Source organism: Hydrogenophaga sp., from assembly GCF_030373245.1.
In the GTDB taxonomy this organism is placed as follows: domain Bacteria; phylum Pseudomonadota; class Gammaproteobacteria; order Burkholderiales; family Burkholderiaceae_C; genus Hydrogenophaga.
This window is the reverse complement of sequence record NZ_JAUCZF010000001.1, coordinates 222,092-248,191: the sequence shown is the minus strand read 5'-3', so window position 1 is coordinate 248,191 and position 26,100 is coordinate 222,092. Positions and strand designations below refer to the sequence as shown.

24 protein-coding genes are annotated in these 26,100 nt (G+C 65.2%); 9 read left to right on the top strand and 15 right to left on the bottom strand.

From position 1 onward, the window contains the following. Nucleotides 1-15: 15 nt before the first annotated feature. Nucleotides 16-1,734: an urease subunit alpha gene (ureC, locus tag QUV25_RS01245; protein WP_300860720.1), complete on the bottom strand. Its 1,719-nt coding sequence runs from the start codon at nucleotides 1,732-1,734 to the stop codon at nucleotides 16-18. A 406-nt stretch (nucleotides 1,735-2,140) separates the two neighbouring features. On the opposite strand from ureC, the gene QUV25_RS01240 reads away from it, so the two are divergent. Further along, the gene (locus QUV25_RS01240) at nucleotides 2,141-3,106 is read left to right on the top strand and encodes a hypothetical protein (RefSeq protein ID WP_300860719.1); all 966 of its coding nucleotides are present in this window, start codon (nucleotides 2,141-2,143) and stop codon (nucleotides 3,104-3,106) included. Between the two features lie 51 nt (nucleotides 3,107-3,157). Here the strand turns inward: QUV25_RS01240 and QUV25_RS01235 are convergent, their stop codons facing one another. The 3 genes from QUV25_RS01235 to QUV25_RS01225 all read right to left on the bottom strand — a co-directional run bounded on the left by QUV25_RS01235 (nucleotide 3,158) and on the right by QUV25_RS01225 (nucleotide 4,492). Beyond that, on the bottom strand, nucleotides 3,158-3,466 hold the full coding sequence (locus QUV25_RS01235; RefSeq protein WP_300860718.1) for an urease subunit beta: 309 nt from the start codon (nucleotides 3,464-3,466) through the stop codon (nucleotides 3,158-3,160). Between the two features lie 10 nt (nucleotides 3,467-3,476). Continuing rightward, on the bottom strand, nucleotides 3,477-4,067 hold the full coding sequence (locus QUV25_RS01230; RefSeq protein ID WP_300860717.1) for a HupE/UreJ family protein: 591 nt from the start codon (nucleotides 4,065-4,067) through the stop codon (nucleotides 3,477-3,479). 122 nt (nucleotides 4,068-4,189) lie between these two features. Next, complete coding sequence (locus tag QUV25_RS01225) at nucleotides 4,190-4,492, bottom strand: urease subunit gamma (protein WP_300860716.1); 303 nt, start codon at nucleotides 4,490-4,492, stop codon at nucleotides 4,190-4,192. A gap of 351 nt (nucleotides 4,493-4,843) precedes the next feature. Between QUV25_RS01225 and urtA the strand changes: the two genes are divergently transcribed. From urtA to urtE, 5 genes are all read left to right on the top strand, one after another. Further along, entirely contained in the window at nucleotides 4,844-6,073 is a 1,230-nt protein-coding gene (urtA, locus tag QUV25_RS01220) for an urea ABC transporter substrate-binding protein (RefSeq protein ID WP_300861973.1), read from the top strand. A 133-nt stretch (nucleotides 6,074-6,206) separates the two neighbouring features. After that, nucleotides 6,207-7,805, top strand: coding sequence for an urea ABC transporter permease subunit UrtB (gene urtB, locus QUV25_RS01215; protein WP_300860715.1), 1,599 nt, complete (start codon nucleotides 6,207-6,209; stop codon nucleotides 7,803-7,805). Next, the gene (urtC, locus tag QUV25_RS01210) at nucleotides 7,802-8,917 is read left to right on the top strand and encodes an urea ABC transporter permease subunit UrtC (RefSeq protein WP_300860714.1); all 1,116 of its coding nucleotides are present in this window, start codon (nucleotides 7,802-7,804) and stop codon (nucleotides 8,915-8,917) included. Before urtB ends, urtC begins: the two co-directional genes overlap by 4 nt. Further along, a complete protein-coding gene (gene urtD / locus QUV25_RS01205) occupies nucleotides 8,914-9,789 on the top strand; it encodes an urea ABC transporter ATP-binding protein UrtD (protein ID WP_300860713.1) in 876 nt (291 codons plus the stop codon). The genes urtC and urtD overlap by 4 nt, the downstream gene beginning before the upstream one ends. A 555-nt stretch (nucleotides 9,790-10,344) precedes the next feature. Then, on the top strand, nucleotides 10,345-11,037 hold the full coding sequence (gene urtE / locus QUV25_RS01200; RefSeq protein WP_300861970.1) for an urea ABC transporter ATP-binding subunit UrtE: 693 nt from the start codon (nucleotides 10,345-10,347) through the stop codon (nucleotides 11,035-11,037). Here the strand turns inward: urtE and QUV25_RS01195 are convergent. Next, entirely contained in the window at nucleotides 11,034-11,735 is a 702-nt protein-coding gene (locus tag QUV25_RS01195) for a Crp/Fnr family transcriptional regulator (RefSeq protein WP_300860712.1), read from the bottom strand. The two genes, urtE and QUV25_RS01195, sit on opposite strands and share 4 nt — an antisense overlap. Before the next feature lie 113 nt (nucleotides 11,736-11,848). On the opposite strand from QUV25_RS01195, the gene QUV25_RS01190 reads away from it, so the two are divergent. The 3 genes from QUV25_RS01190 (at nucleotide 11,849) to QUV25_RS01180 (ending at nucleotide 15,910) form a co-directional block, all read left to right on the top strand. Next, nucleotides 11,849-12,820 (top strand): tripartite tricarboxylate transporter substrate-binding protein, encoded by a 972-nt coding sequence (locus QUV25_RS01190; protein WP_300860711.1) that lies wholly within the window; start codon nucleotides 11,849-11,851, stop codon nucleotides 12,818-12,820. A 61-nt stretch (nucleotides 12,821-12,881) separates the two neighbouring features. Then, on the top strand, nucleotides 12,882-14,459 hold the full coding sequence (locus QUV25_RS01185) for a sulfatase-like hydrolase/transferase (RefSeq protein ID WP_300860710.1): 1,578 nt from the start codon (nucleotides 12,882-12,884) through the stop codon (nucleotides 14,457-14,459). An 11-nt stretch (nucleotides 14,460-14,470) separates the two neighbouring features. Continuing rightward, entirely contained in the window at nucleotides 14,471-15,910 is a 1,440-nt protein-coding gene (locus tag QUV25_RS01180) for a sulfatase-like hydrolase/transferase (protein WP_300860709.1), read from the top strand. On the opposite strand, the gene QUV25_RS01175 is transcribed toward QUV25_RS01180, so the two are convergent. From QUV25_RS01175 to QUV25_RS01130, 10 genes are all read right to left on the bottom strand, one after another. Then, nucleotides 15,907-17,601: a response regulator gene (locus QUV25_RS01175; RefSeq protein WP_300860708.1), complete on the bottom strand. Its 1,695-nt coding sequence runs from the start codon at nucleotides 17,599-17,601 to the stop codon at nucleotides 15,907-15,909. The two genes, QUV25_RS01180 and QUV25_RS01175, sit on opposite strands and share 4 nt — an antisense overlap. Before the next feature lie 113 nt (nucleotides 17,602-17,714). Continuing rightward, on the bottom strand, nucleotides 17,715-18,548 hold the full coding sequence (locus tag QUV25_RS01170; protein WP_300860707.1) for an urease accessory protein UreD: 834 nt from the start codon (nucleotides 18,546-18,548) through the stop codon (nucleotides 17,715-17,717). 32 nt (nucleotides 18,549-18,580) lie between these two features. After that, nucleotides 18,581-19,984 carry an FAD-binding oxidoreductase gene (locus QUV25_RS01165; RefSeq protein ID WP_300860706.1) on the bottom strand — a complete coding sequence of 468 codons (1,404 nt, stop codon included), beginning with the start codon at nucleotides 19,982-19,984 and terminating at the stop codon, nucleotides 18,581-18,583. A 2-nt stretch (nucleotides 19,985-19,986) separates the two neighbouring features. After that, nucleotides 19,987-20,775, bottom strand: coding sequence for an ABC transporter permease (locus QUV25_RS01160; RefSeq protein ID WP_300861968.1), 789 nt, complete (start codon nucleotides 20,773-20,775; stop codon nucleotides 19,987-19,989). Between the two features lie 155 nt (nucleotides 20,776-20,930). Further along, the gene (locus tag QUV25_RS01155; RefSeq protein WP_300860705.1) at nucleotides 20,931-21,761 is read right to left on the bottom strand and encodes an ABC transporter ATP-binding protein; all 831 of its coding nucleotides are present in this window, start codon (nucleotides 21,759-21,761) and stop codon (nucleotides 20,931-20,933) included. A gap of 56 nt (nucleotides 21,762-21,817) precedes the next feature. Then, nucleotides 21,818-22,747: an ABC transporter substrate-binding protein gene (locus QUV25_RS01150; RefSeq protein WP_300861966.1), complete on the bottom strand. Its 930-nt coding sequence runs from the start codon at nucleotides 22,745-22,747 to the stop codon at nucleotides 21,818-21,820. Nucleotides 22,748-22,858: 111 nt separating this feature from the next. After that, entirely contained in the window at nucleotides 22,859-23,716 is an 858-nt protein-coding gene (locus tag QUV25_RS01145) for a creatininase family protein (RefSeq protein ID WP_300860704.1), read from the bottom strand. A gap of 17 nt (nucleotides 23,717-23,733) precedes the next feature. Then, on the bottom strand, nucleotides 23,734-24,195 hold the full coding sequence (locus tag QUV25_RS01140; protein ID WP_300860703.1) for a RidA family protein: 462 nt from the start codon (nucleotides 24,193-24,195) through the stop codon (nucleotides 23,734-23,736). Next, nucleotides 24,192-25,496, bottom strand: a complete 1,305-nt coding sequence (locus QUV25_RS01135) for an amidohydrolase family protein (protein WP_300860702.1) — start codon at nucleotides 25,494-25,496, stop codon at nucleotides 24,192-24,194. Before QUV25_RS01135 ends, QUV25_RS01140 begins: the two co-directional genes overlap by 4 nt. Before the next feature lie 14 nt (nucleotides 25,497-25,510). Beyond that, a complete protein-coding gene (locus tag QUV25_RS01130; protein WP_300860701.1) occupies nucleotides 25,511-26,098 on the bottom strand; it encodes an NAD(P)H-dependent oxidoreductase in 588 nt (195 codons plus the stop codon). Nucleotides 26,099-26,100 lie beyond the last annotated feature (2 nt).

Genomic DNA, 26,100 nt, shown 5'->3' with positions numbered 1-26,100 from the left:
CGGAGTCGACAGTTGTCAGAAGAGAAAGTACCGCTGCGCCATCGGCAGCTCGGTGGCAGGTTCGCAAGTGAGCAGTTTGCCATCGGCCCGAACCGTGTAGCGCTGCGGGTCGATCTCCATCGTGGGCAGGTAACTGTTGTGCACCATGTGCGCTTTGGTCACGCTGCGGCAGGCTTGCACCGCAATGGTCTGCTTCTGCAGACCGTAGCGCTCGCGCACACCGGCTTGCTGAGCAGCCTGCGACACAAAGGTCAGGCTGCCGTGCGCCAGCGCAGAGCCGAAGGCGCCGAACTGAGGTCGATAGTGCACCGGCTGTGGTGTGGGGATGGACGCGTTGGGGTCACCCATCGCAGCCAGTGCGATGCTGCCGCCCTTCAAGACCAGCGCGGGCTTGACGCCGAAGAAAGCCGGTTTCCAGACCACCAGATCGGCCCACTTGCCGACTTCGAGCGAGCCCACGATGTGCGACATGCCGTGGGTAATCGCCGGGTTGATGGTGTATTTGGCGACGTAGCGCTTGACGCGGAAGTTGTCGTTGCGCGAGCTGTCTTCGGGCAGCGTGCCGCGCTGACTTTTCATCTTGTCGGCCGTCTGCCAGGTGCGGATGATGACCTCGCCCACGCGGCCCATGGCCTGGCTGTCGCTGCTCATGATGCTGATGGCGCCCATGTCGTGCAGGATGTCTTCGGCCGCGATGGTCTCGCGGCGGATCCGGCTCTCGGCAAAGGCCAGGTCTTCGGGGATGGAAGCGTCCAGGTGGTGGCAGACCATCAGCATGTCCACATGCTCGTCGAGCGTGTTGACGGTGTAGGGCATGGTCGGGTTGGTGGACGACGGCAGGAAGTTGGCCTCACCCACCACGCGGATGATGTCCGGCGCATGGCCGCCGCCTGCGCCTTCGGTGTGGAAGGCGCAGAGCGTGCGGCCCTTGGTGGCGGCAATGGTGTCTTCCACGAAGCCGGACTCGTTGAGCGTGTCGCTGTGCAGCGCCACTTGGGTGTCGGTTTCTTCTGCCACGTCCAGGCAGTTGCTGATGGCGCTGGGCGTGGAGCCCCAGTCCTCGTGCAGCTTGAGGCCGATCACGCCGGCGTCGATCTGCTCGCGCAGCGGCGCCGGTTGGCTGGCGTTGCCTTTGCCCAGAAAACCGATGTTCATGGCAAAGCCGTCGGCGGCCTGCAGCATGCGTTCGATGTGCCAGGGGCCGGGCGTGCAGGTGGTGGCAAAGGTGCCGGTGGCCGGGCCGGTGCCGCCGCCGAGCATGGTGGTCACGCCCGAGGCCAGGGCTTCGTCGATCTGCTGCGGGCAGATGAAATGGATGTGGCTGTCGATGCCGCCGGCGGTGACGATGTTGCCCTCGCAGCTGATGATCTCGGTGCCCGCGCCGATGACGATGTCCACACCCGGCATGGTGTCCGGGTTGCCAGCCTTGCCGATGGCGACGATGCGGCCGTCCTTCAAGCCGATATCGGCCTTGACGATGCCCCAGTGGTCCACGATGAGTGCGTTGGTCATCACCGTGTCGACCGCGCCTTCTGCGCGCGTTCTTTGCGACTGCGCCATGCCGTCGCGGATGGTCTTGCCGCCGCCGAACTTGACTTCTTCCCCGTAGCCGCCCGCGGCCAGGGTGAAGTCTTTTTCAACCTCGATCAGCAGGCCGGTGTCGGCCAGGCGCACGCGGTCGCCGACGGTGGGGCCGAACATGTCGGCATAAGTGCTGCGGGGGATGGTGGCCATGGGGGTCTTCGTCCTGGGGTACTTTCGGTGCTGCTAAAGCTGGTCGTGTGTAACACGCACACACAACTTCCTACACGGCAGCGTTGCCTAAATGGTCCTTTGGTGCTCAGATGAGCAGTCGGCTTGCGATCCAGAGATTTCAGCACAGATCGTGCCAGCATTCGATCTCAATCAGCCGCGCAACATGTCCCGGCATTCCATTTATTCAGCGACCGATCGACCCATGTTTTGTCCCGAGTTTCGCCTGCCGTTTTCTTTGCGAGCAGGTTTTCTGTGTGTTGCACTGACAGGCTTGGCGGCCTGTGGTGGAGGCGGTTCCCCAGGGCCGGAAGAGTCCGGCAGTGGGGGCGGGACTCTTTCCGGTGTGGGGGGATGGCCATCGGATGTCGGGGCTCAAAGTGGCCAGGTGCCCGTGCCGGCAGCAGGTCTCACGGTGGACACCAGTCAGCCTGATCGGGTGGTGGGTACTGGCTCGCCAGCCAGCTGCACTGGCCAGGCCGTGGTGAATGCCGTGGCTCTGGGCGGGAAGATCCGCTTCAACTGCGGCGCCAGCCCAGTGACCATCAACATGACGAGCACAGCCAAGGTGTTCAACAACCGGCCTGATGTGACCTTGGATGGTCAAGGTTTGATCACCCTGAATGGCGGTGGCAATGTCCGGATCTTGTACCAAAACACCTGCGATGCCGCCCAGGTATGGACCACAGCGTCTTGCGATAACCAGGAAACCCCGCGCCTCACAGTGCAGAACATTCGGTTTGTGAACGGCAATTCGACTGGCCAATTAGCCGATGGCGGTGGCGGTGGTGCCATCTTCGTGCGGGGCGGTCAGTTCAAGATCGTCAACAGCGTGTTCACCAACAACCGCTGCGAGGCCACTGGTCCCGACATGGGCGGTGGCGCGGTGCGCGTGCTGGATATGTTCCAGGGTAGGCCGGTGTATGTGGTGCAAAGCACGTTTGGCGGCGGAGCGGGCCTGGGCAACAGCTGCTCGAATGGTGGCGCACTCAGCAGCATCGGGGTGTCGTACAGCATCTACAACAGCATTCTTTCGCACAACTCGGCCTTGGGCAATGGCGCCAATCCCCAGCGACCCGGCACCCCAGGCGGTGGCAGCGGCGGCGCGATCTACAACGACGGGAACACCTTCACCTTGTCGATCTATGGCAGTCAAGTGACCGACAACACAGCGTCTGAAGGCGGTAGTGCTGTCATTTATGTGAGCAACAACCTAACAGGTAGCATGACGCTGAGCGATTCGGTGTTTGCGCGCAATTCCGCCACCCGTTTTGGTACCAGCGGCTTGCCTGGCTTTTTCGTGCTGGCTGCGCCCGGGCAACCGGTGGTGACGCGCACAACCATCACGAACTGAGCGATTGGCACCGAACAACGATCGGTTTGACCGGGGCAATGGGTGCGCTCGTCAGTCCAGAGCGCCTTGGGTCAGTCCACGAAATCCATGCACGATGCGCGCACCCGCGTAGTCAATCAGCTCCACCGTGCGTTGCTGGCCGGGCTCGAAGCGCACGGCGGTGCCGCTGGGGATGTTCAGGCGTTTGCCCCGCGCGGCCGCGCGGTCGAACGACAAGGCGGCGTTGGTTTCGGCAAAGTGGTAGTGCGAGCCTACCTGCACCGGGCGATTGGCGGTGTTTTGCACCACCAGCGTGAGCGCCGTGCGGCCGGGGTTCAGGGCGTGATCGCCCGCTTCAACAAAGAGTTCGCCGGGGATCATGGTCAGGTCCTCAGAGCTGGGCGAACAGGTACAGGCCGGCGCCACCGAGTGCGGTTCCCAGGCCGCTCAGGGCCGGGCCGCGACGCTCGCTGAACAGCTGTTTGATGGCCAGCCCCAAGCCCACGCCGCCCAGGTGCAAGGCTGCCGTGGTGAACAGGAAGCCGACGGCGTAGCCGGCGAAGCCGGTCTCGGGCGTTTCAGACCCGTGGGCCAGGCCGTGCAGTGCCGAAGCGGCGGCGATCAAGCCCAGGCCCACAGCCGGTGGCAGGGGGCGGGTGGCGGCGATCAGCATCCCGCCAAACAGCACCACCGAGAGCGCGACGCCGTGCTCGAGATAGGGCAGGGTCAGGCCCAGCATGCCCAGGGTGGCGCTGGCGATCAAGGCCAGCAGGAAAACCGCCGGGCCTTGCCAGGCCTTGTCACGGGGCAGTGCGGCAACCGACCACACGCCCACCGCCACCATGGCCAGCAGGTGGTCCAGGCCAAAGGGGTGGGCCAGGCCTTCCATTAGGCTCCTGGTGCCGTGGCCGGAGTGGGCCTGGGCAGCGAGCGCGGCGGATGCCAATGCGGCGGAGAAAAGGGTCTTGGCGATGCGTTTCATATGGACCTCTGCAACGGCGGTAGAACGAAGTGTCTGAATCAAGGGCGCCGAGGAACCGGCTTTGCCGGGCTGCCAGCGCCGCCCCTGGGGGTGACGCGCGCAGCGAGGCGCGGGGGGGGGGGTCAAAGTATGGGCTGGTGCACGGTCACCAGCTTCGTGCCATCGGGAAACGTGGCCTCGACCTGGATGTCGGGAATCATCTCGGCGATGCCATCCATGACATCGGCGCGGGTCAGCACGTTGCGGCCTTCGCTCATGAGCTGGGCCACGGTCTTGCCATCGCGCGCGCCTTCCATCACCGCCGCACTGATCAGGGCCACGGCTTCGGGGTAGTTCAGCTGGAGTCCGCGTGCCTTGCGCCGCTCGGCGAGCAGGGCGGCGGTGAAGATCAGCAGCTTGTCTTTTTCGCGAGGGGTGAGTTCCATGGTCGTTCGGTCCGGTTGAGCTGACGTTCGCAAATTGTGCGCCAGGTCGGTGCGCAGGTCGGATCCTCCTCGATGCCCGGCATTGGTGCGAACCCCCGATTTTTGGTGCGCGAGTGACCGCTTGTGCACCCGGATGGGGTGCACTGTGCCGTCGCGACGGGCGCCGCGCCAAGGCGGTGTGCCACTGTACAGACTGGGTGAAATGCCCCTTCGTTTGCTGCGGTGCAAAAAAGTTGGCACAGGGTTTGCAAAGGAAGGTCAGCAGCCCGTGTTGGGCCGCTTACCTTCCACCTTCCTGGAGTGCCACCCATGCTGAACCGTCGAGCCACCCTGAAAACACTCACCGCTTCGATGGCGCTGGGTTTTGCCACACTGCATTCGGCCCATGCCGCAGACACCATCAAGGTCGGCATCCTGCACTCCCTCTCGGGCACCATGGCGATCTCTGAGACCGTGCTCAAGGACGTGGCGCTGATGACCATCGACGAAATCAACGCCAAGGGCGGCGTCATGGGCAAGAAGCTCGAAGCCGTGGTGGTTGACCCGGCTTCCAACTGGCCGCTGTTCGCCGAAAAGGCCAAGCAGCTGATCGACAACGACAAGGTGGCGGTGGTCTTCGGTTGCTGGACCAGCGTGTCGCGCAAGTCGGTGTTGCCCGTATTCGAGGAAAAGAACGCACTGCTCTTCTACCCGGTTCAGTACGAGGGTGAAGAGCTGAGCAAGAACGTGTTCTACACGGGTGCGGCGCCCAACCAGCAGGCCATTCCCGCGGTTGAGTACCTGATGAGCAAGGACGGCGGCTCGGCCAAGCGCTTCGTGCTGCTGGGCACCGACTACGTGTACCCGCGCACCACCAACAAGATCCTGCGCGCGTTCCTCAAGAGCAAAGGTGTGGCCGACGCCGACATCATGGAGGAATACACCCCGTTCGGTCACTCCGACTACCAGACCATCATCGCCAACATCAAGAAGTTTGCGGCTGCCGGCAAGAAGACGGCGGTGGTCTCCACCATCAACGGCGACTCCAACGTGCCGTTTTACAAGGAGCTGGGCAACGCGGGTCTGAGCGCCAAAGATGTGCCGGTGGTGGCCTTCTCCGTCGGTGAAGAAGAGCTGCGCGGTGTGGACACCAAGCCGCTGGTCGGCCACTTGGCGGCCTGGAATTACTTCATGTCGATCAAGAACCCCACCAACGCCGCCTTCATCAAGCAGTGGAGTGATTACGCCAAGGCCAAGAACATCCCCGGCCACAAGGACAAGCCACTGACCAACGACCCGATGGAGGCCACCTACATTGGCATGCACATGTGGGCGCAGGCGGCCAACAAGGCCAAGAGCACCGACGTGGACAAGGTGCGCCAGGCCATGTACGGCCAGACGTTCAAGGCACCGGGTGGCTTTACCTCGACCATGGACAAAGAAAATCACCACCTTCACAAGCCGGTGTTCATCGGTGAGGTGCGCGCCGATGGTCAGTTCAACGTCGTCTGGAAAACGCCTGGCCCAGTGGTGGCCGACCCATGGAGCGACTTCATCCCCGAGAACAAGGGCAAGAAGAACGTGCCCGACATGAAGAAGTGATGGTCTGAGCCTGGCCGCCATCTGCCCATGCCTTGCTTGGGCGGGGTCGGCCTGGCTCAACTCTGCGCCCACTGTGTCGGTCGCATGCGGCGCGCCTGACGCCCGCCCGCCTGCCCCTCTGAAAGACGGATCCATGCGTCTCTTCCTGTCCTCCTGGCGATCGGTCTGGCTGTGCGCACTCTGGTTGCTGGCCAGTTCGATGGCGCACGCGCTCACCACCGAGCAGGCCCTTGCGCTGGCTCGCGGCGACAGCGACGAGCGCATTGCCACCATCGGCGCTCTGGCCGCGAGTCCCGATGCGCGTGGCACGGCCTTGTTGACGGCGCTGGCTGAAGGCCGTGTGCGTGTGCAGGACGAGCAGGTGCTCATCGTGGGCGACGCCGATGCGAGCGATGCCGTGACAGGCGCCGCCGCCACGCTCGGCGACAGCGCCGAAGAGGTGATCGTGAACAACCGGATTCGCTCCGCGCTGGCCACCGCGCTGGCCGGCATGGAGCTGGTGGGCGGCACGCCCCAGCGCCAGCGCGCCGCCGCGCTCACGCTGCAACGCAGCAGCTTTGACGAACCCGATGCCGACCAGCTGCCTGTGATCGAGCGCGCCCTCGCGGCGAATCTGGATGATGACGCGCGCCAGACGCTGGAGCTGGCGCAGGCAGCGGTGCTGCTCGCCAGCGAAGACGCAGCGCAGCGTCTGGCTGCGGCGCAGAAGCTGGGTGAGGCGCGCAAGGCGATCGTGCGGCCGCTGCTGCTGCAGCGCATCGAGAGCGAATCCGATCCCGAGGTCAAGGCGGCCCTGCAGTCTGCACTGGCCTCGCTGGACCGTTCTCTGGCCATCTCCAGCGCACTCGGTCAAGCCTTCACCGGCATCAGCCTGGGCAGCATCCTGCTGCTGGCGGCACTGGGTCTGGCCATCACCTATGGCCTCATGGGCGTGATCAACATGGCGCATGGCGAGCTGATCATGATCGGCGCCTACGCCACCTGGCTGGTGCAGCGCCTGTTCCAGGAAATGCTGCCCGGCGCCTTCGACTGGTATCTGCTGGCCGCGCTGCCAGTGGCCTTTGCCGCCTCCGCTGCGGTGGGCGCGCTGATGGAGCGCAGCGTGATCCGATTCCTCTACGGTCGGCCCCTTGAGACGCTGCTCGCCACCTGGGGCATCAGCCTGCTGCTGATGCAGGCGGTGCGCAGCCTGTTTGGCGCGCAGAACGTGGGCGTAGAAAACCCGGTCTGGATGAGCGGCAGTGTGGTGCTGTTCGGCAACCTCACGCTGCCGTGGAACCGCATTCTCATCATCGTGTTTGCGGCGCTGGTGCTGGGCGGTGTGGCCTTGATGATCGCGCGCACGCGGCTGGGCCTGTTTGTGCGTGGCGTCACCCAGAACCGGCCGATTGCCGCCTGCATGGGTGTGAACACCGCGCGCATCGATACCTACGCCTTTGCGCTGGGTTCGGGCGTGGCGGGTCTGGCGGGTTGTGCGCTGAGCCAGATCGGCAACGTCGGTCCTGATCTCGGGCAAAACTACATCGTGGACTCGTTCATGGTGGTGGTGCTGGGCGGTGTAGGCCAGCTGGCCGGCACCGTCTACGCCGCGCTGGGCCTGGGCGTGCTCAACAAGTTCATCGAAGGCCAGGCGGGCGCTGTGCTGGCCAAGATCGCGGTGCTGGTGTTCATCATCGTGTTCATCCAGAAGCGGCCGCAAGGCATTTTTGCTCTCAAGGGGCGCGAGGCATGACGCGCCCAGCGGTATCGCTTCCGGTGCCTGGCCCGCTGCTCACCCGCGGTGGCTGGAGCACCTTCATCGTGGCGCTGCTCGTGGTCTGCGCGCTGGCACCGGCGCTCAATCTGATGGTGCCCGAAAGCAGTCCTTTTCATCTCAGCGGCTACATGGTCGGCCTGCTGGGCAAGATCATGTGCTATGCCATCGCGGCGCTGGCCATCGACCTGATCTGGGGCTACACCGGCATCCTCAGCCTGGGTCACGGGCTGTTCTTTGCACTCGGCGGTTATGTGATGGGCATGTACCTCATGCGCCAGATCGGGCTGGACGGCAACTACAAGAGCGAGTTGCCCGACTTCATGGTGTTCCTGGACTGGAAGGAGCTGCCCTGGCACTGGGCGCTGTCGGACAGCTTCCTCGCCACGCTGTTGCTGATTGTTCTGGTGCCGGGCGGGGTGGCGTTTGTGTTTGGCTACTTTGCTTTCCGTTCGCGCATCAAGGGCGTGTACTTCTCCATCATCACGCAGGCGCTGACGTTTGCCGCGCTGCTGCTGTTCTTCCGAAATGAAACCGGCTTTGGTGGCAACAACGGCTTCACCGATTTCAAGCGCATCCTCGACATGCCGATCGCCACACCCGGCATGCGCATGTCGCTGTTCGTGATCACCGGTCTGACCTTGCTCGGTTTCTTCCTGTGGGCGCGCTGGCTGGTCAACAGCAAATTTGGTCGCGTTCTGCAGGCGGTGCGCGATGCGGAGAGCCGTGTCATGTTCTGCGGCTACAACCCGCTGCCCTACAAGCTCACCATCTGGACCATCTCGGCGGTGATGTGCGGCGTGGCTGGCGCGCTGTACGTGCCACAGGTCGGCATCATCAACCCGAGCGAGATGAGTCCGGCCGCGAGCATCGAGATGGCGATATGGGCTGCGGTGGGCGGTCGCGCCACGCTGATTGGCCCAATCATCGGCGCCTTCATCGTCAATGGTGCCAAGAGCTGGCTCACGGTGGCCTTTCCCGAGTTCTGGCTGTACTTCCTGGGTGGCCTGTTCATCGTGGTGACGCTGTTTCTGCCGCAGGGGGTGGTCGGGCTGGTGAAGAAGCTCCGAGGAAGGCAGGATCTTTCATGACGCCGGACCTCATGGAAGATGGCGCCTTGCGGCGCGAACGTCATCTAGGCGCTGTGGCGAACGGGCAGACCGAGTCAGGCGGCCGCGCTGCCGGCTACGGCCGGGTGCACACGCCGGGCCAGGTCGACACCACCCACGGGCGCATCCTGTACCTGGAGGATGTGCATGTGAGCTTCGACGGCTTCAAGGCCATCAACGGCCTGTCGCTGGACATCGCACCGGGGGAGCTGCGCTGCGTGATCGGCCCCAACGGCGCCGGCAAGACCACGATGATGGACATCATCACCGGCAAGACCCGGCCCGACAGCGGTCAGGTGTTCTTCGGTAGCACCATCGACCTTCTGCGGTACCGCGAACCGGAGATCGCCGCGCTGGGCATCGGCCGCAAGTTTCAGAAACCCACGGTGTTCGAGCAGCTCACCGTATTTGAAAACCTGGAGCTGGCGCTGGCGACCGACAAACGCGTGCGCCACAGCATGGTGTTTCGGCCCACAGACGAGGAGCAGGACCGCCTGGCCGAAGTGCTCACCACTATCCACCTGGCAGACAGTGCGGCGCGCCAGGCCGGCCTGCTGAGCCACGGGCAGAAGCAGTGGCTGGAAATCGGCATGCTGCTGATGCAAGACCCCAAGCTACTGCTGCTGGATGAACCTGTTGCGGGCATGACCGACGAGGAGACAGAGCGCACTGCGCAGCTGTTTCTCACGCTCAAAGGCCAGCACTCTCTGATGGTGGTTGAGCACGACATGAGCTTCATCCGAACCATCTCGGAAAAGGTGACGGTCCTGTGCGATGGCTCGGTGTTGGCGGAGGGCACGCTGGATGAAGTGCAGGCGGATGAGCGGGTGATTGAGGTTTATCTTGGACGCTGAGTCTGTGTTCTCCGGTGGCTTGGCTTGGCCGGGTCTCGGCCCGGCGGCCGAGGCACTTTTCTTTGCTTCGCCAAAGAAAAGTACCCAAAAGAAAGGCGAGCCGACGACCGGGCCGCTGCGCGGTTCCTTGCGCTGCTCGGTTCGCCCGGGGTGCGCGCAAACTCGCTTCGCTCAAACATGCGCGCCCCTTTTCCCGGGCGCCCCTGCGCTGTTCAGCCCGGTCGGACGGCAAGGCGGGAGCGGGTTCGGGCTTCCCTTCTCGCAAGCATGGTGCCCTGAGGGGGAGTCTGTATCCGAACTCTGCCGTCATGCGCTGGCTAGTAGCGCAGGGCCGGGCGGGAACAGGACTGCGCATGTCCGAAGGCCGCGCAGCGGACAAGTTTGCGCAGACCTCGCCCGGTCCGAGCAACGCAGCGTGCCCGCAGCGAAGCGGAGGGACAGCGCATCCGGCTCGCCTTTTCTTTGCTCACTTTCTTTTGGCGAAGCAAAAGAAAGTGAGGCGCCCGCCGGGGCGAGACCCGGCCAAACCCGCCAGCCGGAGAAAACAAGATGAGTCTGCTTGAAGTCAAAGACGTCAACCAGTACTACGGCGGCAGCCACATCCTGCGCAACGTCAATCTGCAAGCCGAGCTGGGCCAGGTGACGGTGGTGCTGGGGCGCAATGGCGTGGGCAAGACCACACTGCTCAAGTCGCTCATGGGCCTGGTGCCGATCAAGAGCGGCAGCATCGTGCTCAATGGCCAGGCAATTGATCAGAAGCCGCCCTATGAGCGTGCCCGCCTGGGCGTCGGATTTGTGCCGCAGGGGCGGGAGATTTTTGGGCGACTGACGGTGCTGGAAAACCTGCTCATGGGACTGGCGACCCGTCCGGGCAACACGAAGGTGCCCGAGGAGCTTTATAGACTGTTTCCGGTGCTGCGGCAAATGCTGCATCGGCGCGGTGGTGATTTGTCAGGCGGACAGCAGCAGCAGCTGGCGATTGCGCGCGCGCTGGCCGCGGGGCCAAAGCTGCTGATCCTGGATGAGCCCACCGAAGGCATCCAGCCCAGCATCATCAAGGACATCGGTCGCGTGATCCGCATGCTGGCCGACCGGGGCGACATGGCCATCGTGCTAGTAGAGCAGTATTACGACTTTGCCGAGGAATTGGCCGACCGCTACCTGGTGATGGAGCGCGGCGAGGTGATTGCCAGCGGGCCGGGTAGCGAGATGAAGACGCGCGGGGTGCGCCAGCTGGTGGCGATCTAGCCGGACTTGTCCTGCAGCGCAGGCAAATCCACGATGTGGATCACCCCGCGGCCGAGGCGGATGTGGCCCTCCCGTTCGAGCTGCTTCATCGCCGTGGACGCCTTGGGCCGGCTGACGCCCGCCCGGTTGGCGATCTGGTCGTGCGTCACCGCAAGCGTCCATATGCCATCGACCGGGGCTCGGTCGCTGGCGATGCGCACCAGGGCTGCGGCCACCCTGACTGGGACACTGCGCTCCAGCCAGGAGCGTTCACGACCCTGAACCTCGCGCAACCGCCTGCTCAGAAACCGGATCAGCAGGACGGCCAGATCGGGTTGCGACAGGATCAGCGATTCGATGTCGTCAGAACCGATCCACTGCAGCACCGTGGGTGAGATGGCCACCATGTCCACCGTGCTCGGCTGTTCGCTGAAGAGGTAGGACAGCATCACCGTTTCGCCCGGGCCGAACTGGATCGGCACCGTCTGCAGGCCCCGGCCCGGGGCACCGTGCATCACAGCGTCGATGGTGCCTTGCACGATCACGGGTAGGCGAGTGACCCTCTGTCCTGCCGCGATGACGATCTGTCCGGGGGCACAGTGCCACAGGGGTCGTTCGTTCAGGGACAGCCGCTCCTGCAGTGCACGGGTGAGTGTGCGATTGGTCGCCTGACTGGTCGTTGCCGTGCTCGGGACTTCAGGGGTGGAAGGGGGTTCCATGGGCAGGTGCTACGGGTATCCACGGGGTTACTGTGTTCCCACGGGAACTGAAAGGCGGGATGCCCGCCGCCAACACTTAGCAGCGTTGAAACCGACCAAACATGGAGACGATTATGAATCTGCCGCGCCGAACCTTGCTGCTTTCCCTGGCCCTGACCTTTGGGGTCGTGGCCCTGCCGACGACGGCCATGGCCAACGGAAAACCGCTGAAGATACTGGTCGGCTACCCGGCGGGTGGCGCGGTGGATGTGGTGGCGCGTCAGTTGGGCGAGGAACTGCGCAGCGCTGGCTACAACGTGGTGGTCGACAACAAGACCGGTGCGGGTGGGCAACTCGCTGTGGCCGCCCTGCTGCAGGCGCCCGCCGACGGTGCCACCGTGGTGGTGATGCCAGGTGACAACGTCTCGCTGTACCCGCACGTATACCCCAACCTCAAGTACAGCCTGGCCGACCTGGCGCCCCTGGCGACGCTGAGTTCCTTCCACTTTGGTCTCGCACTGGGGCCGGGCACGCCGGCCAAGACCTGGCCCGAATTTGTGAACTGGGCCAAGGCCAATCCGGGCAAGGCCAGCTATGGCACGCCCGGGGCGGGCACCGGCATGCATTTCTTGGGGGTGATGTTGGGTCGCCAGGCCAACATCGATTTCCTGCATGTGCCCTACAGGGGCGGAGCGGCGGCCATGGTCGATGTGCTCGGCGGCAGCCTGCCAGCGCTGGCGACCACCTTGCCCAACCTGGTGAAGCATCACCAGAGTGGCAGGCTGCGCATCGTCGGCTTCACAGGAGAGCAGCGGATGCCCAAGCTCCCGGAGGTACCGACCTTCAAGGAGCAGGGTCACCCGGATGCGGTGCTGAGTGAGGTGTTCGCGGTGTTCGCCAGCGCGGCCACCCCCGCAGCCGTGCAGGCCGAGCTGGAGGCGGCGCTCATGAAGGCCGCACGCCAGCCCCGCATGATCGAGGCGCTGGACAAGCTGGAGTTCGACTCCCTGGTGCTGGACGCCAAGACCACCCGCAGCAGGCTGGAAGCCGACATCCGCCGCTGGGGTCCGGTGGTGAAAGAGTCCGGCTACACGGCCAAGGAATGAGCGCTGCACGGCCGTTCCGAAAGCGCTCAGCCCCGCAGTGCGGAGCACGGAGGGTAGTCACATGAGCGCGACCGCATCGTCCGTGAGACGACCGAACATCCTGCTGGTCATGAGCGACCAGCACCGCGGTGACGCCTACGGCTTCGAGGGGCGCAAGGTGCACACGCCCCACCTCGACCTCATGGCGCAGCAGGGCACGCGCTTCTCGGCCTGCATCACCCCGAACGTGGTGTGCATGCCGGCGCGCTGCTCGGTGCTCACTGGCCTGCTGCCCCTGACGCATGGTGTTCACGACAACGGCATCGATCTGGACGAAGACCTTGCGGAACGGGGTTTTGCCGGCAGCCTCGGGCGCGGTGGCTACCGCACCCGCTTCGTGGGCAAGGCCCATTTCTCCAGCAACCATTCGTACGGTAACCGCCCGACAGGGCGCTGCGAGAACATCCCGAGTGCGCCGCAGTTCGGCCCGGACTGGCAAGGTCCCTACATGGGCTTCGAGCGGGTGGAGCTGATGCAGCTGGGGCACAACTACTGGCTGCCCGACCCGCCGCCGGGCGGCCTGCACTACGAACGCTGGTACCACGCCGACGGCCTGGGGCCGCTCAAGGACGCGCTGTACCGCCAGCACCACGGGGCGCCGGTGAGCGCCGCACAGACCCATGCCAGCGCGCTGCCCACCGCCTGGCACAACAGCAGCTGGGTCGGTGACCGAACGGTGGAACTGCTGCGCGAGCAGGGACGGAGCGAACGGGCCGGCGACGCGGCCCCGCTGTGCGCCTGGGTGTCCTTTGCCGATCCGCACCATCCCTTTGACGCACCGCTGCCATGGAACCTGCTGCACCGTCCGGAAGACGTGGACCTGCCACCGCACCGTAGGCGTGACCTGGAGCGTCGCCCCTGGTGGCACCGCGCCGCGCTGGAGAACACGCCGGGCGGCACTCCGGAGACGCGCAGGATCCGTGAAGCGTATTCGCGCATCGGCCCGCAGACCGACACCCAGTTGCGGGAGATCATCGCCAACTACTACGGCATGATTTCGCTTATCGACCACCAGCTCGGCCGCATCCGGAACGCGCTGCGCGAAGAAGGGCTGCTGGACCACACCCTGCTGGTGTTCACCTCGGACCATGGCGAGTGGCTCGGTGATCACGGCCTGATGCTCAAAGGACCCATGCACTACGAAGGCCTGATGCGCGTGGGGCTGCTCGCACAGGGCCCCGGCGTGCCCGCGGGGCGGGTGGTGAGCGATCCGGTGTCCACGCTCGACCTGGCCGCCACCTTCGGCGACTACGCCGGCACGCCGGTGGCCTCGGCCGCCCACAGCCGCAGCCTGCGACCGCTGATCGAAGGCCAGCCCGGCGCAGCGCGCGACCACGCGCTGAACGAGTGGCGCCTGGGCGAATCGCGCTGCGGCGTGGCCCTGGACCTGCGCACGGTGCGCACTCGCGACGCCAAGCTGACGCTGGAACTGGGCAGCCGCGCCGGCGAGTTGTACGACCTGGCCAACGACCCCTTCGAATGCGAGAACCGCTTCGACGACCCCGCCTGCCGTGGCCTGCGCCAGGAACTGACAGACCGACTCATGGCGCGTCCGTCCGACATCCGCTCCGAGCCGGACGCACCGGTCGGACCCGCCTGATGGAAGAACCCGTGAATTTTGCGCCATGCAACAACCTGGTCGTCATGACCGACGAGCAGGACGGTCTGGCCATGGGCTGCGCTGGCCACCCCTTTGTGCGTTCACCGCACATGGATGCCCTGGCCGCCCGTGGCACACGCTTCGCGCAGGCGTTCACCCCGTCTCCGATCTGTGTGCCCGCGCGCGCCGCCTTTGCCACCGGCCGCTGGGTGCACCAGATCGGCTACTGGGACAACGCCATGGGTTACGACGGTCGCATTCCAGGATGGGGGCATGCCCTGCAGGCGGCCGGGCAGCGGGTGGAATCCATCGGCAAGCTGCACTACGCCAACGCCGAGGCGCCGACCGGGTTCGACCGCCAGCACAGTCCGCTCCACCTGGCCGGTGGCATCGGTCAGGTCTGGGGTTCGGTGCGGGACCCGATGCCGGATGAACCTCGGCCTTCGCAGCTGTTCGGGGAGCTCGGACAGGGCCAGAGCCGCTACAACGACTACGACATTGCCAGCGCCGACCAGGCGGTCCGGTGGCTGCAGGGCCGCGCTGCCCGCCCGGACGACCGGCCGTGGACGCTGTACGTCGGCCTGGTGGCGCCCCACTTCCCGCTGGTCGTGCCCCAGCGCTTTCTCGACCACATCGACATGGCGGCCCTGCCGCCGCCGAGGCTGCATCCGCAGGACGGCCATGCGCGCCATCCCTGGGTGCAGCGCCACGCGGACTTCTACGACTGCGATGCCGAGCTAGGCACGCCCGAACGGCGGCGCCTCGCGCTGGCCTGCTACTTCGCGCTGATCGGGTTCATCGACGAGCAGCTGGGGCGCATCCTGGGCGCCCTGCACGAGACCGGACTGGAGGCCTCCACCCGCGTGGTGTTCACCAGCGACCATGGCGACAACCAGGGTGCCCGCGGGCTGTGGAACAAGTCGACGCTCTACCGGGAGGCTGTCCAGGTGCCGCTGGTGATGGCAGGTCCCCAGGTGCCGCAGGGGCGTGTCTGCCAGACCGCGGTGAACCTGATCGACATCGCTCCGACCCTGGTCCAGGGGGCGGGTCTGGCGGTTCCCGAAGGGTTCTCCGGCCACTCGCTGCTGGACATGGCCTGCGAGCCCGATGACCCCGAGCGCGTGGCCTTCAGCGAGTACCACGCGGTCGGGTCACCCGCCGGAGCCTACATGTTGCGACAGGGGCGATGGGCGTACCACCACTACGTCGGTTTCGAACCTGAGCTCTTTGACCTTGCCCGCGATCCACTGCAGGCGCAGAACCTCGCGGGGCAGGCGGCGCACCGGGAGGTGCAAGTCTATTTGGAGGCCTTGTTGCGCGAATGGCTCGATCCGGAGGCCGTTGATCGCCAGGCCAAGGAGGACCAGAACCGGCTGGTCGAGCGCATGGGAGGACGCGAGGTGGCACTGCGCATGGGCCCGCAAGGAGCCAGTCCGGCGCCTGTATTCTAGGCGCCGACGGCGCCCATCTTGGCCAGCAGGCCTTCGGAGTTCTGCGGCGGCCGATAGCCGGAGGGCAGCGAAACACCGCCGGCGGCGTGCCCAGTGTGGGCCTGCTCGCCCAGTCCGGCGTGAATCTCGGTCGTGCGGTAGGTTTCGCGAAGTGCCTGGGCGCGCGCTTTCAGGACCGCTTCGTCTGGAACGCGGCCGGCGTAGCGGTGCAGCACCAGGTGGGCCGATTCGATCAGCTTGGCGTTCAAGGTCGTGGCGCCATGCTCGAGCAGCGCTTCCACCGCACGTTGCGGCTCGCCCTTGAGGCTCAGCGTCATGGCCTGCTCGGTGAACTTCAGGATGTCGCTGTGGGCAGCGCGAATGCGGTTGATGAAATCGGGGCGCCCGGTAGCGGCGCAGGCCAGCAGTTCGGTGAGCGCACGGCTGGTGCAGAAGCGCTGGCCCATGGTGTCGACTGCTGCGTCGACCTCGTAGAGCTGGATGCTGCGCATGGCCAGGCGGGTCATGAGGGCCAGCAGGTTGCTCGCCGACTCGAAGTCGAACGCCGGATCCTGAATGGTTTTGGCCAGGCGCCGCATATCGTCGAGGGCGCGAGCGGTCTGGTATTCGTGGATGGAGATCAGGCAGTTGGCCACGTCGATCAGTCGCTGCAGCCGTGCGCTGTCCGGCTTTTTGCCCGCCAGGTGGTGCAGTTGCTCGATGGCGCGCATCAGGCCGCGCTGGTCGCTGTTGTCCAGTCGCGCGAATGCCAGCAATACCAGCGCCTGGGCGTCAAAGAGTTTGGAGTCCAGGCCAATGCGGGTGGCGCGATCCAGCAGTTCCAGCCCTTCGGCCCGGTCACCCGCGTAGTAGGCCATCATGCCGTGCTTGAGCAGGCGATTGACCGAACCGGGTGTGAGCTTGGTGGACATCTTGAAGGTGGCCAGCGCATTCTGAAAATTGCCCAGCTCGAACTGGGCGCGGCCCATGACGTCGTAGGCATCGGAGTAACCCGGCTCGGTTTCGATCAGGCTCTGCAAGGTGGTGGTGGCGCGCGCCGGGTACCCTTGCTCCAGCTGGGCACGGGCCACACCCAGTTTGGCCCAGGGCAGGGTGTTGGCCTGGACCACCGCCTCGTACAGCTGCTGGGCTTCAGTCAGTTGCCCGATGCGCAGCATGAGTTCGGCGCCGATGCGTGCCGCATACAGCCAGTACTCGCCGCGCTCGTTGAAGCGCTGCTGGCACAGGGCCGCTGCCTCGGCATATTGTTCACACTCGATGCTGCTGAAAATGGCTTTGAGCGACTCCTTGCGCTCTCTTGCCTGCAGAATGCGCGCCGACAGCGTTTGGGCGGTGTGGGGCTTGAGCACGTAGGCGTCCAGCGCCGATTCCGCCGCTTCGGCCACTTTGGCGTAGGTAGCTTCGGACGTGACCATCACGAACACGGTGAAGTAGGGCAGCAGGTGGTTGCGCCGAAGGTCATCCAGCAGCTCCTGGCCGGTGGTGTCCTCGCGCTCGAAATACTGCTCGCAGATCACGATATCGAAATTGGCCATCTCCAGCCGCTGCCTTGCATCCGCCAGTTTGGGGCATTGCACGATGGTGCCCACGCCAAACTCCTTGAGCTGCGACACCAGGATGGAGCGGGAGCGGGGATTGCCATCGACCACCAGCGCACGGGTGCTCTGCAAATCGGAAACGGTCGCGGACATGGGCGTGGGGGAGGGCGGTCTCGGTACTGTGCGGTCGGAGCAACCATTCTGCCCAGCTCGCCGCTCGCTGAAGCCCAGAACTGGACCCGAAACACCGGCCAGTCTGTGCCCTGTCAGACGCGCCAGATGCGCGGTGCGGTGGGCACCAGACCCCAGGCGGTGTGGCGCAGCGCGGCCCAGGCGGCTTGCAGCGACGCCATCAGCGGCTCCACCAGCGGGGCCACCGCGCGCACCACGAGCATCTGCGGGTTGACGCAGGTGACGCCCCAGCGCACATCATCCGGTGCAGACCGCAGCGCCAGCCGGGTTGCGTCCAGCAGGCCTTCCCGGCGTTCTCGGCCCATCGCGTGGCCTGTGGCCAGCAGCAGACTGCCCAGGCAGCGCTGACCATCCAGGCCGAGCGGCGAGTTCAGCAGGCGGTGGTCGGTGGCGTCCAGACGGGCTTGTTCCATCCACAGGCCTGGCATCTCCAGTCGTTGCTGAAACCGACCGTGGGAAAACGCCTGATGGGCGCTGGGCAGACCCAGGGCGGTCACGTCCCATGCCAACAGTTCGGCGCCGGGCGCCAGCGTGAAGCGCAGTTCGTTCAGCGCCTGGCAGCCCGGGTAGGCCAGCGTCTCGAGCGGCAGCCATTCCAGCCGGGCGTTTGCGGCCAGGTCGATGCTCACGCGCTGGCTGGCCTGCAGCGCATCGCTGGCGTAGAAGCGGGTGGCGCCGGGGGTGCTCACCAGCGCGTGAGCCCCTTCGTCGACCCTCACCCGGATGTCCAGCTCATCGCCCCCGACCAGACCGCCTGGCGGGTGCACGATCACGTTGTGGCAGATCGCCTCGCCTTCGGGATACAGGCTTTTGAGGATGCGCAGTGGGCCAGTGTGCGAATGCTTCAAGGCGGTCCGACCGCCGGCTTGTGGCTGGTAGTCGAGTTGGAGTTGAGCGTGCCACGACATGCAGCGAGTTTAAGCGGCGCTTGGACAGCTGTTCAGGCGCTCGCTGCCTGGGCGGCTGCCGCCACGCTGGCGCTCGCGCGGTTTTCCCGTTCGCCCCAGCTGCGCAGCTTGCCCGGATTGAGCAAGCCTTGTGGATCAAAGCGCTCCTTGATGCGCACGACCTCTGGATCGAGGTTGTTTTGCTTCCCATCCTCAACGATGTATACATGCGGGTTGTTAATCTGCACGCCGTGGTTGCGGTAGATCTGCATGATCTCGTTCAGCCTGGACTCGGTGGTGTAGCGCACCAGCTGCAGGCCGCTGCAATTGTGGGCACCCTCCTTGGTGCGCAGAAACTCCAGGTGCATCATCACCTCGCCGGCCAGCTCTGCCTCCAGGGCGCGCACCTGAGCCAGATGGCGACTGGGGTCAAAGCCGCTCTGGATGTAGGTCAGGTTCTTGTCGGTCTTCAGGGCTGCCAGTGTGGTGTGGTTCCAGGTGTATTCGATCAAGGTTTTGTTGGAGGCAGCCACTTCGTCGGCGGTCTTGCGGTAGCTCACGGTGCCGCCATGCTGAGCGGCCAGCGCGTGCAGGCCGTCTTCCGAATGCGGCGCCACCAGCACCATCACCGCGTGGCAGCCGGTGGGCAGGTGTTCGGCCAGCGCGGTGAAGTGGTCGGGAATCGGCGCCCCCAGAAAACACACCTCCTTTTTCTCCAGCCCGGGCGCGGTCGCCATGCGGCTGGCGAAATTCAGTGCAGCATCGAAATGCTCGAACACGACGATGCACTCGGTCCAGTCCACGGTGGGCGTGAGCGCCACTTCGAGTTCCAGAACGATGCCGTTGGTGCCATAGGTGTGGTGCATGAGCATGGCCTCGGCGCCGCGCAACTCGACCACTTGAGGGTCGGGCTCCACCGACATGGCTCGCACCCCCAGCACGTTGCCGGGTGCCGCCAATGGCCCATGGTTGATCGAGCCAACGCCACCAAAGCCACCACCGAACAGTCCACCCAGCGTCGCGCTGCGGAAGGTAGAAGGCAGCCAGCGCAGTTCATGGCCCAGTGGTTTGGCGTGGGCATCGAACTCGGACAGGCGAATGCCCGCCTGCGCACGGCCCACCCCGGCGCGCACCCAGCCAAAGGCGTTGTAGGCGCTCATGTCCAGAATCACGCCGCCGTGCAGGGGCACGCACTGGCCATAGTTGCCGGTCCCTGTGCCGCGAAGGGTGATGGGGATGGCGTGTTCGGCGCAGACGGCCACCACTTGGCGTATTTCGTCTTCGGTGCGTGGGCGCACCGCGATCTCGCCGCGTTTGCCCGCCAGCGCCTGCTTGAGGACGGGGCTGAACCAGGCGAAGTCCTGCGAAAGGCGGGCCAGACGCAGGGGTTCGGTGATCCAGTCGAGTTCGGGCAGCCGCGTGGTCAACTGTTGAATGGTGTCGGTCGAGGTGCTCATGGTCAGGTTCGGTCGTGGGAAAGCTCGCTGGCGTGCCAGCCGCCCAGCGCAAGTTTGGACAGCCAGGCCATGGCCACAAAAAGGGCCACGCCAGTCAGCGAGATCAGCAGCAGCGCGGCAAACATCTGGGGAATGTCGAGCTGGAAGCCAGCTTGAAGTATCTGGTAGGCCAGGCCTGCGCCGGCACCGCCAGTGCCGGCCACGAACTCGGCCACCACGGCGCCGATCAGAGCGAGGCCGCTGGAGATTCGCAGGCCCCCGAAGAAGTAGGGCAGCGCGCTCGGGACGCGCAGTCGCCACAGGGTCTGCAGGCGGCTGGCGCGGTTGAGCTGGAAATAGCTTTGCAGATCGGGTTCCACGCTGCGCAAGCCCAGCGTGGTGTTGCTGATGATGGGGAACAGGGCCACCAGCGATGCGCAGATCACCATTGAAGCGGTGGGGTCGCGCACCCAGATGATGATGAGCGGTGCCACCGCCACGATGGGTGTCACCTGCAGCAGCACAGCGTAGGGAAACAGCGCCGTTTCCACCGCTTTGCTCTGCACGAACAGAAAGGCGATCAGCACGCCCAGCACGGTGGCTGAGACGAATGCCAGCAGCGTGATCTTGACCGTGACCCAGAGTGAGGCGCTGAGCGGGCCCCATTCGGTGATCAGGGTCTGAAACATCAGCACGGGCGAGGGAACGAGATAAGGCGGCAATTCCATGGCCGTGACCATGCCCTGCCACAGCCCGAGTAGCACCACGCCCACCAGCACCGGATAGACCACGCGCTGAACGCGCGGCTGCATCAGCAGCGGTGTGCGTCGATCGGGCCTGGCAGGCGCTTGCTTGGTGACCTGCGGTTTGGGGTTGGCGATGGCGATCGTGTTGACGTCTGCGCGGGGTTCTGGCGCGCTGCCGATGTCCTGGGGCCGGTGCGGTGCCACGGGGTTGGTCAGAGCGCTCATACGTCCGCCTCTTGAGTGGACTCGCTGGCACGCAGCAGGCTGTCTTGCAAGCGCTTGGCGTAAACCGAAAACTGGGGTGACACCAGAAAGTCCGGCGTGCGCGGGTGGGGCTCGTCGATCTCGAAGGTTTCGACCACCCGGCCCGGGCGAGCGGCCATCATCACCACCCGCGAAGAAAGAAACACCGCCTCGTGGATCGAGTGGGTCACGAAGAGGATGGTGAGCCCTTTTTTGCGCCACAGGTCCAGCAGTTCGGCATCGAGCTTGTGGCGGGTGATCTCGTCCAGCGCGCCGAAAGGCTCGTCCATGAGCAGCAGGTCGGGCTCGGTCACCAGACCGCGCGCAATCGACACCCGCATCTGCATGCCGCCCGAAAGGGCACGTGGCAGCGCCGCGGCGAACTTCGCCAGTCCCACCAGCGTCAGCGCGTCGCTCACGCGGGCATCGGCTTCTGCGCGAGGCACGCCGGCCAGATCCAATGGCAGGCGCACGTTGGTCTGCACGCTGGCCCAGGGCATGAGGGTGGGTGACTGAAACACGAAAGCCACCTTTTTGCCGCTGGTCTCAAGCTGCGCGACCGGTTTTCGCCAGAGGAGCAAGCGACCCTCGGATGGCTCCAGCAGGCCTGCCACCATTTTCAGCAAGGTGCTCTTGCCACAACCCGAAGGTCCGAGCAGGGTCACGAACTCGCCCTGCTGGATGGTCAGATCCACCGGCAGCAGGGCCTGTGTGCCGTCGGGGTAGGTCTTCTCGACCGACAGGACATCCACCGCCGGCACAGGCGAGCTTGCACCGGTGTTGTTCGGAGGCATCGGGTCGTGAGCCATGGGCGAATCCTCTTGAAGGGCGGACACCCCAGGGGTGTCCGCCGCTGCCTCAGACATCAGGGCAGCACCTTGGCATCCTGGAGGAAGCTCAGGTTGTAGGCCTCGTTCTGGTTGACCTTGGCGGGATCGATCAGCTTGGTCTCTACCAGAAAGTCGAAGCTTGCCTTGGCGCGGGCCGGCGTGATCACGCCAATGCCCTGGGTGGCAGCGTCACCGCCGGTGACCATGCCCAGTTCCTTGAGTTTGGCCACGCTGTAGGCCAGTTGCTCGTCGCTCATCTTGGGGTTGTCCTGCTTGATCAACACATTGCCGGGAGCGGGGTTGGCCAGGTAGCTTTTCCAGCCTTCCATGGTGGCTTTGACAAAGGCCGCAACCGCAGCACTGCGCTCCTTCACCGTCTTGTCCATGCAGGAGATGGTGGTGGCATAGGCGGGGTAGCCATGGTCACTGAACATCAGCGTGTTGGCCTTCACACCTGCCCTGGCAATCGCGAATGGCTCGGAAGTCAGGTAGCCCTGCTGGGCCACGTTCTTGTCGGCCACAAAGGGCTGGATGTTGAAGGTGTAGGGGCGGGTCTGGGCGTCGTTGAAGCCGTACCGGGCCTTGAGCCAGGGCCAGTAACCGCGATGGGCGGAAGACGCGATCAGGATGGTTTTGTCCTTGAGGTCTTCAAACTTGGTCACATCGGCGTGCGCGATCAGCACCTGCGGGTCTTTCTGGAAAACCGCGGCCAGGGTGGTCACGGGCACGCCGCCGGCGCGCGTCTGGATCATCTGCAGATCGCTTGAGCCCATGACGCAGTCGGACTGGCCCGCGGCCATCATTTGCACGATGTTGACCTGCGGCCCGCCCATCTTGATGGTCACGTCGAGCCCAGCTTTTTTGTACAGGCCGGTGGCCACCGCCTGATAGAAACCGCCATGCTCGGCCTGGGCGTACCAGTTGGTCATGTAGGTGAACTTCTCTTGTGCCTGGGCGGTGGTCATCGCACCCAGGCCCACCAGCAAGCTGGCAGCGATGCGGTGGAGGGGTCTGATCGTCTGGGTCATGGCGTTACTCCATTGGTGGTGGTTGAGGGTCAGGGTGATCTCTGGGGTTCAGTCGAGTGACTGCTGCACATGGCCGCTGTGCTGGCTGCGGCCCCAGGTGGGTTCGGCGCGCGGCGCCCAGTGCAGCTGGTGCAGTTCGGTGATGGCGCTGGCCCAGCTCTCGGCCAGCGAATCGAGAATGGCCAGGCCTTGCTCGCGCGTGGCGGGCAGGGGGTCGCCGATGATGCCGCTCGGGCCGAAATCGCGCGCACTCCAGGCACAGGCCGGGCGGCCGTCGGGCGAAAGCAGGCGGGAGGGAAATTCCGGCGGGTAGTTGCTCACCGCCTGGTCCATGCGCACGGTGTCGGGTGCCAGCGCCAGCATGATGGCGGTCTCGGCATGACCGGCGTGCATGGCCAGCTTTTTTTCCTTGTCCGACAGGTACTGACCTGCCACGTTGGGCACGCGCCAGGTGAAGCTGGGCACCACGATGAAGTCGCCGTGTCGCAACCGCAGTTCGCGTGCACACATCTCCATCACCTGCGGCTGGCCGCCGTGCCCGTTGACGATGAGCAATTTCTTGAACCCCGCGCGGTACACCGACTCCCCGACCTCGTTCATGGTGGCCAGAAGGGTTTCGCCGCTGAGCGTGACGGTGCCCGGAAAGTGCAGGTGTTCTTCGGACTTGCCGTAGGTGATGGGTGCCATGGCAAAGGCCGGCACGTCGTCTGGCAGGCGGGCCAGCGCATGGCCGACCACACCGGCGGAGATGACGGTGTCCACCGCGCAGGGCAGGTGCGGGCCATGTTGCTCGGTGGCACCGGTGGGCAGCACGATGACGGTGTTGGCCTTGTCGGGCAATTCGGCAACCTGCGTCCAGCTCAGGTACGGGAGAAAGCGCGCGGGTGGGTTGTAGCCATGCAGCATGGTGTTTCCTCGGATGGCTAGCGTTGGGGAAGCCAGGCTGTGGCTTCGACTTCGATCAGGATGTCGGCGCTGGGCAGCATGGCGCTGACCTCGACCACGGTGGAGGCGGGTGGCTCACCCGGAAAGAACTGCTTGCGCACTCGGCTGTAGTGCGGAAAGTGGTCCAGGTTCTTGAAGTACTGAACCAGCTTGAACACATCGCTCATCTGGCCGCCAGCGGCCTCCATGGTTTGGCGAATGCGGTCGAGCACGTACCAGCTCTGCGCCAGGATGGGGCCTTCCTTCATGTCGGTGCTGAATTCGCCGGTGCGGCCAATCAGCGTGGCCGCCGCATCGGGAATGTCGTCGTAGCCGAGCACGATCTTCTTCGCGCCAGGATCCACCGCGATCACACCGGAGAGAAAGACGAAGTCGCCCGCGCGCCGCCAGGCGGCGTAGCGCGCCAGCGGCTGTGCGATGCCCGGTGCCGATGGCTTCATGCCTCACTCCCGGCCAGTGCGGCCTCGGTCACCATCCAGGCCGCTGGCACCAGGCCGTGGGCCACGCGACCCGCGCGCAGCACCACACGCGGCTGGGTACGAGAGGGAAAGCCCCAGGCATCTGCTGTGGGAAACACCAGCAGATCGGCCAGACTGCCCGTCAAAGGTGGTGCCGTGGCGACCCCGGCATGCAACCGGTCTGCCCGGCACACGGCATCGCTCCATTGGTCGAAGGGCGCGTCGAGTTGCGCGGCGAGCACGCCGGTGGCGAGAGCGTCAAGCGGGTCGTAACTGCCCACTGGGCAAAACGGGTCTTGCACGTTGTCGCTGGACACCAGCAGCGGGATGCCCCGCGCGCGCGCTTCCTTCACCAGCGTCAGTCCCCGCTGGCGGGGCGTGCGCCCGGTGCGTGCGTCCTGCAGCAGCAGGTTGGTGATGGGCAGGGTGATCAGGGTGACGGGTGCCTTGGCCACGGCATCCAGCGTGCTCAAGGCTTGGTCTTCGTCTTGTGCGGCCAGGGCGCAGTTGTGGCCGCACACCACCTGCCGCTCAAAGCGCAGGTCTCGCAGCAACCGCGTGGTGGTGGCCAGGCCACAGGCAGCGGGTTCAAGCTCTTCGTCTATGTGCAGGTCCACGCCCAGCTCGTGTTGCTGTGCGGCTTCGAGCAGGTGCCGCAAGGCTTGCGGGTCCCAATTGGTCGAGTGCACAAAGCCCCCCATCAGGGCGCCTGGACCGCTGCGGGCCACGGTGGCGGCCAGGGCATTCGCTGCATCTCGCTCAGCGAACAAATGCAAAGGCATGAGGCTCACGCGCTCGATCGTGATGCGGCCAGCCCAGTCCTGGGCCAGTTCACCCAACACGTTCCAGGCCATGGGCTGCACCTCGGGTTCCCACCAGTCGCAGTGGGTGCGCAGGTGCACCACTCCGGCTTCATGGGCCCACTGCAGCGCGCGGCTGGCCCGCTCGCGCACATCGGCCTCGGTCCAGGTCAACCGGTCCGCCATCATGGCTTGAATCGCACCCAGAAGGCCCGGCGTGACCCGACCCATGCGAGGCAGCGTGAAGGTCTTGTCGAGGTGGGTGTGTGCGTCCACCAGGCCAGGTAGAACCAGGGCGCCGTTCAAGTCCCAGGCCAGTGGATCGGTGAGCGCAGGCGTGTGTGGTGCAACAGCGCTGATGCGTCCCGCGCTCAGGCGCAGGTCGGCCAGCATGGGTGCGACCCCTTGCAAAGGCCAGTCAGCCGGCAGACACCAGTGCGGCAGGCGGGCGCGTTGAAGGAGGGTGGGCGCGTTGTTGAACATGGTGGGCAGTCGGCTCAGGCAAACTGCGCCATGGCGCGTCCGACACGGGCCTTGAAGGCCTGGAGTTTCGGCGGAGTGGCCACGTTCATGTGATAGCAGGCGTGGTAGTCCACGCGCGCGCTGCCGCCCGTGAGCAGGCGCAGGTAGCGGGTCACTGACTTGCGCGGTGGGTCCCCCATGAGCAGGGCGGTCCAGCGCGGACGGCCATAGGTGACCACCGCCGAGATGCGCTTGATGTGGGTGAGAGACGGCTTGACGTTGTGCGGATCGCTGATGTCGAACGCGACACCCGGCATGAGCACCCGGTCAAAAAAGCCTTTGAGCATGGCGGGCATGCCAAAGCACCAGGTGGGAAAGCAGAACACCACCGCCTCTGTGCGCATCAGCCGGTCCACATACCCTTGCACAGGTAGGCGGTTGCTCGGCACCTCGTGATAGCCCAGGCGTTCCTCGCGCGACAGCACCGGGTTGAAGCCTTCCGCATAGAGGTCGCAGTTGTCCACTTCGTGACCGGCGGCGGTGAGGCCCGCGAGAACCTCGGCGTGCAAGGCCGCGTTGTAGCTGGTCTCGACCGGGTGGCAGTAGATGACAAGCACGCGCATGG

Excerpts from the sequence above, each read along its gene's own strand:
- urtB (WP_300860715.1), top strand. The coding sequence starts at position 6,207 with ATGCGTCTCTTCCTGTCCTCCTGGCGATCGGTCTGGCTGTGCGCACTC.
- QUV25_RS01130 (WP_300860701.1), bottom strand. The coding sequence starts at position 26,098 with ATGCGCGTGCTTGTCATCTACTGCCACCCGGTCGAGACCAGCTACAAC.
- ureC (WP_300860720.1), bottom strand. The coding sequence starts at position 1,734 with ATGGCCACCATCCCCCGCAGCACTTATGCCGACATGTTCGGCCCCACC.
- QUV25_RS01230 (WP_300860717.1), bottom strand. The coding sequence starts at position 4,067 with ATGAAACGCATCGCCAAGACCCTTTTCTCCGCCGCATTGGCATCCGCC.
- QUV25_RS01150 (WP_300861966.1), bottom strand. The coding sequence starts at position 22,747 with ATGACCACCGCCCAGGCACAAGAGAAGTTCACCTACATGACCAACTGG.
- QUV25_RS01225 (WP_300860716.1), bottom strand. The coding sequence starts at position 4,492 with ATGGAACTCACCCCTCGCGAAAAAGACAAGCTGCTGATCTTCACCGCC.
- QUV25_RS01185 (WP_300860710.1), top strand. The coding sequence starts at position 12,882 with ATGAGCGCGACCGCATCGTCCGTGAGACGACCGAACATCCTGCTGGTC.
- QUV25_RS01140 (WP_300860703.1), bottom strand. The coding sequence starts at position 24,195 with ATGAAGCCATCGGCACCGGGCATCGCACAGCCGCTGGCGCGCTACGCC.
- urtA (WP_300861973.1), top strand. The coding sequence starts at position 4,844 with ATGGCGCTGGGTTTTGCCACACTGCATTCGGCCCATGCCGCAGACACC.
- QUV25_RS01170 (WP_300860707.1), bottom strand. The coding sequence starts at position 18,548 with ATGTCGTGGCACGCTCAACTCCAACTCGACTACCAGCCACAAGCCGGC.
- QUV25_RS01235 (WP_300860718.1), bottom strand. The coding sequence starts at position 3,466 with ATGATCCCCGGCGAACTCTTTGTTGAAGCGGGCGATCACGCCCTGAAC.
- QUV25_RS01175 (WP_300860708.1), bottom strand. The coding sequence starts at position 17,601 with ATGTCCGCGACCGTTTCCGATTTGCAGAGCACCCGTGCGCTGGTGGTC.
- urtC (WP_300860714.1), top strand. The coding sequence starts at position 7,802 with ATGACGCGCCCAGCGGTATCGCTTCCGGTGCCTGGCCCGCTGCTCACC.
- QUV25_RS01145 (WP_300860704.1), bottom strand. The coding sequence starts at position 23,716 with ATGCTGCATGGCTACAACCCACCCGCGCGCTTTCTCCCGTACCTGAGC.
- QUV25_RS01165 (WP_300860706.1), bottom strand. The coding sequence starts at position 19,984 with ATGAGCACCTCGACCGACACCATTCAACAGTTGACCACGCGGCTGCCC.
- urtD (WP_300860713.1), top strand. The coding sequence starts at position 8,914 with ATGACGCCGGACCTCATGGAAGATGGCGCCTTGCGGCGCGAACGTCAT.
- QUV25_RS01135 (WP_300860702.1), bottom strand. The coding sequence starts at position 25,496 with ATGTTCAACAACGCGCCCACCCTCCTTCAACGCGCCCGCCTGCCGCAC.
- QUV25_RS01190 (WP_300860711.1), top strand. The coding sequence starts at position 11,849 with ATGAATCTGCCGCGCCGAACCTTGCTGCTTTCCCTGGCCCTGACCTTT.
- QUV25_RS01195 (WP_300860712.1), bottom strand. The coding sequence starts at position 11,735 with ATGGAACCCCCTTCCACCCCTGAAGTCCCGAGCACGGCAACGACCAGT.
- QUV25_RS01155 (WP_300860705.1), bottom strand. The coding sequence starts at position 21,761 with ATGGCTCACGACCCGATGCCTCCGAACAACACCGGTGCAAGCTCGCCT.
- QUV25_RS01160 (WP_300861968.1), bottom strand. The coding sequence starts at position 20,775 with ATGCAGCCGCGCGTTCAGCGCGTGGTCTATCCGGTGCTGGTGGGCGTG.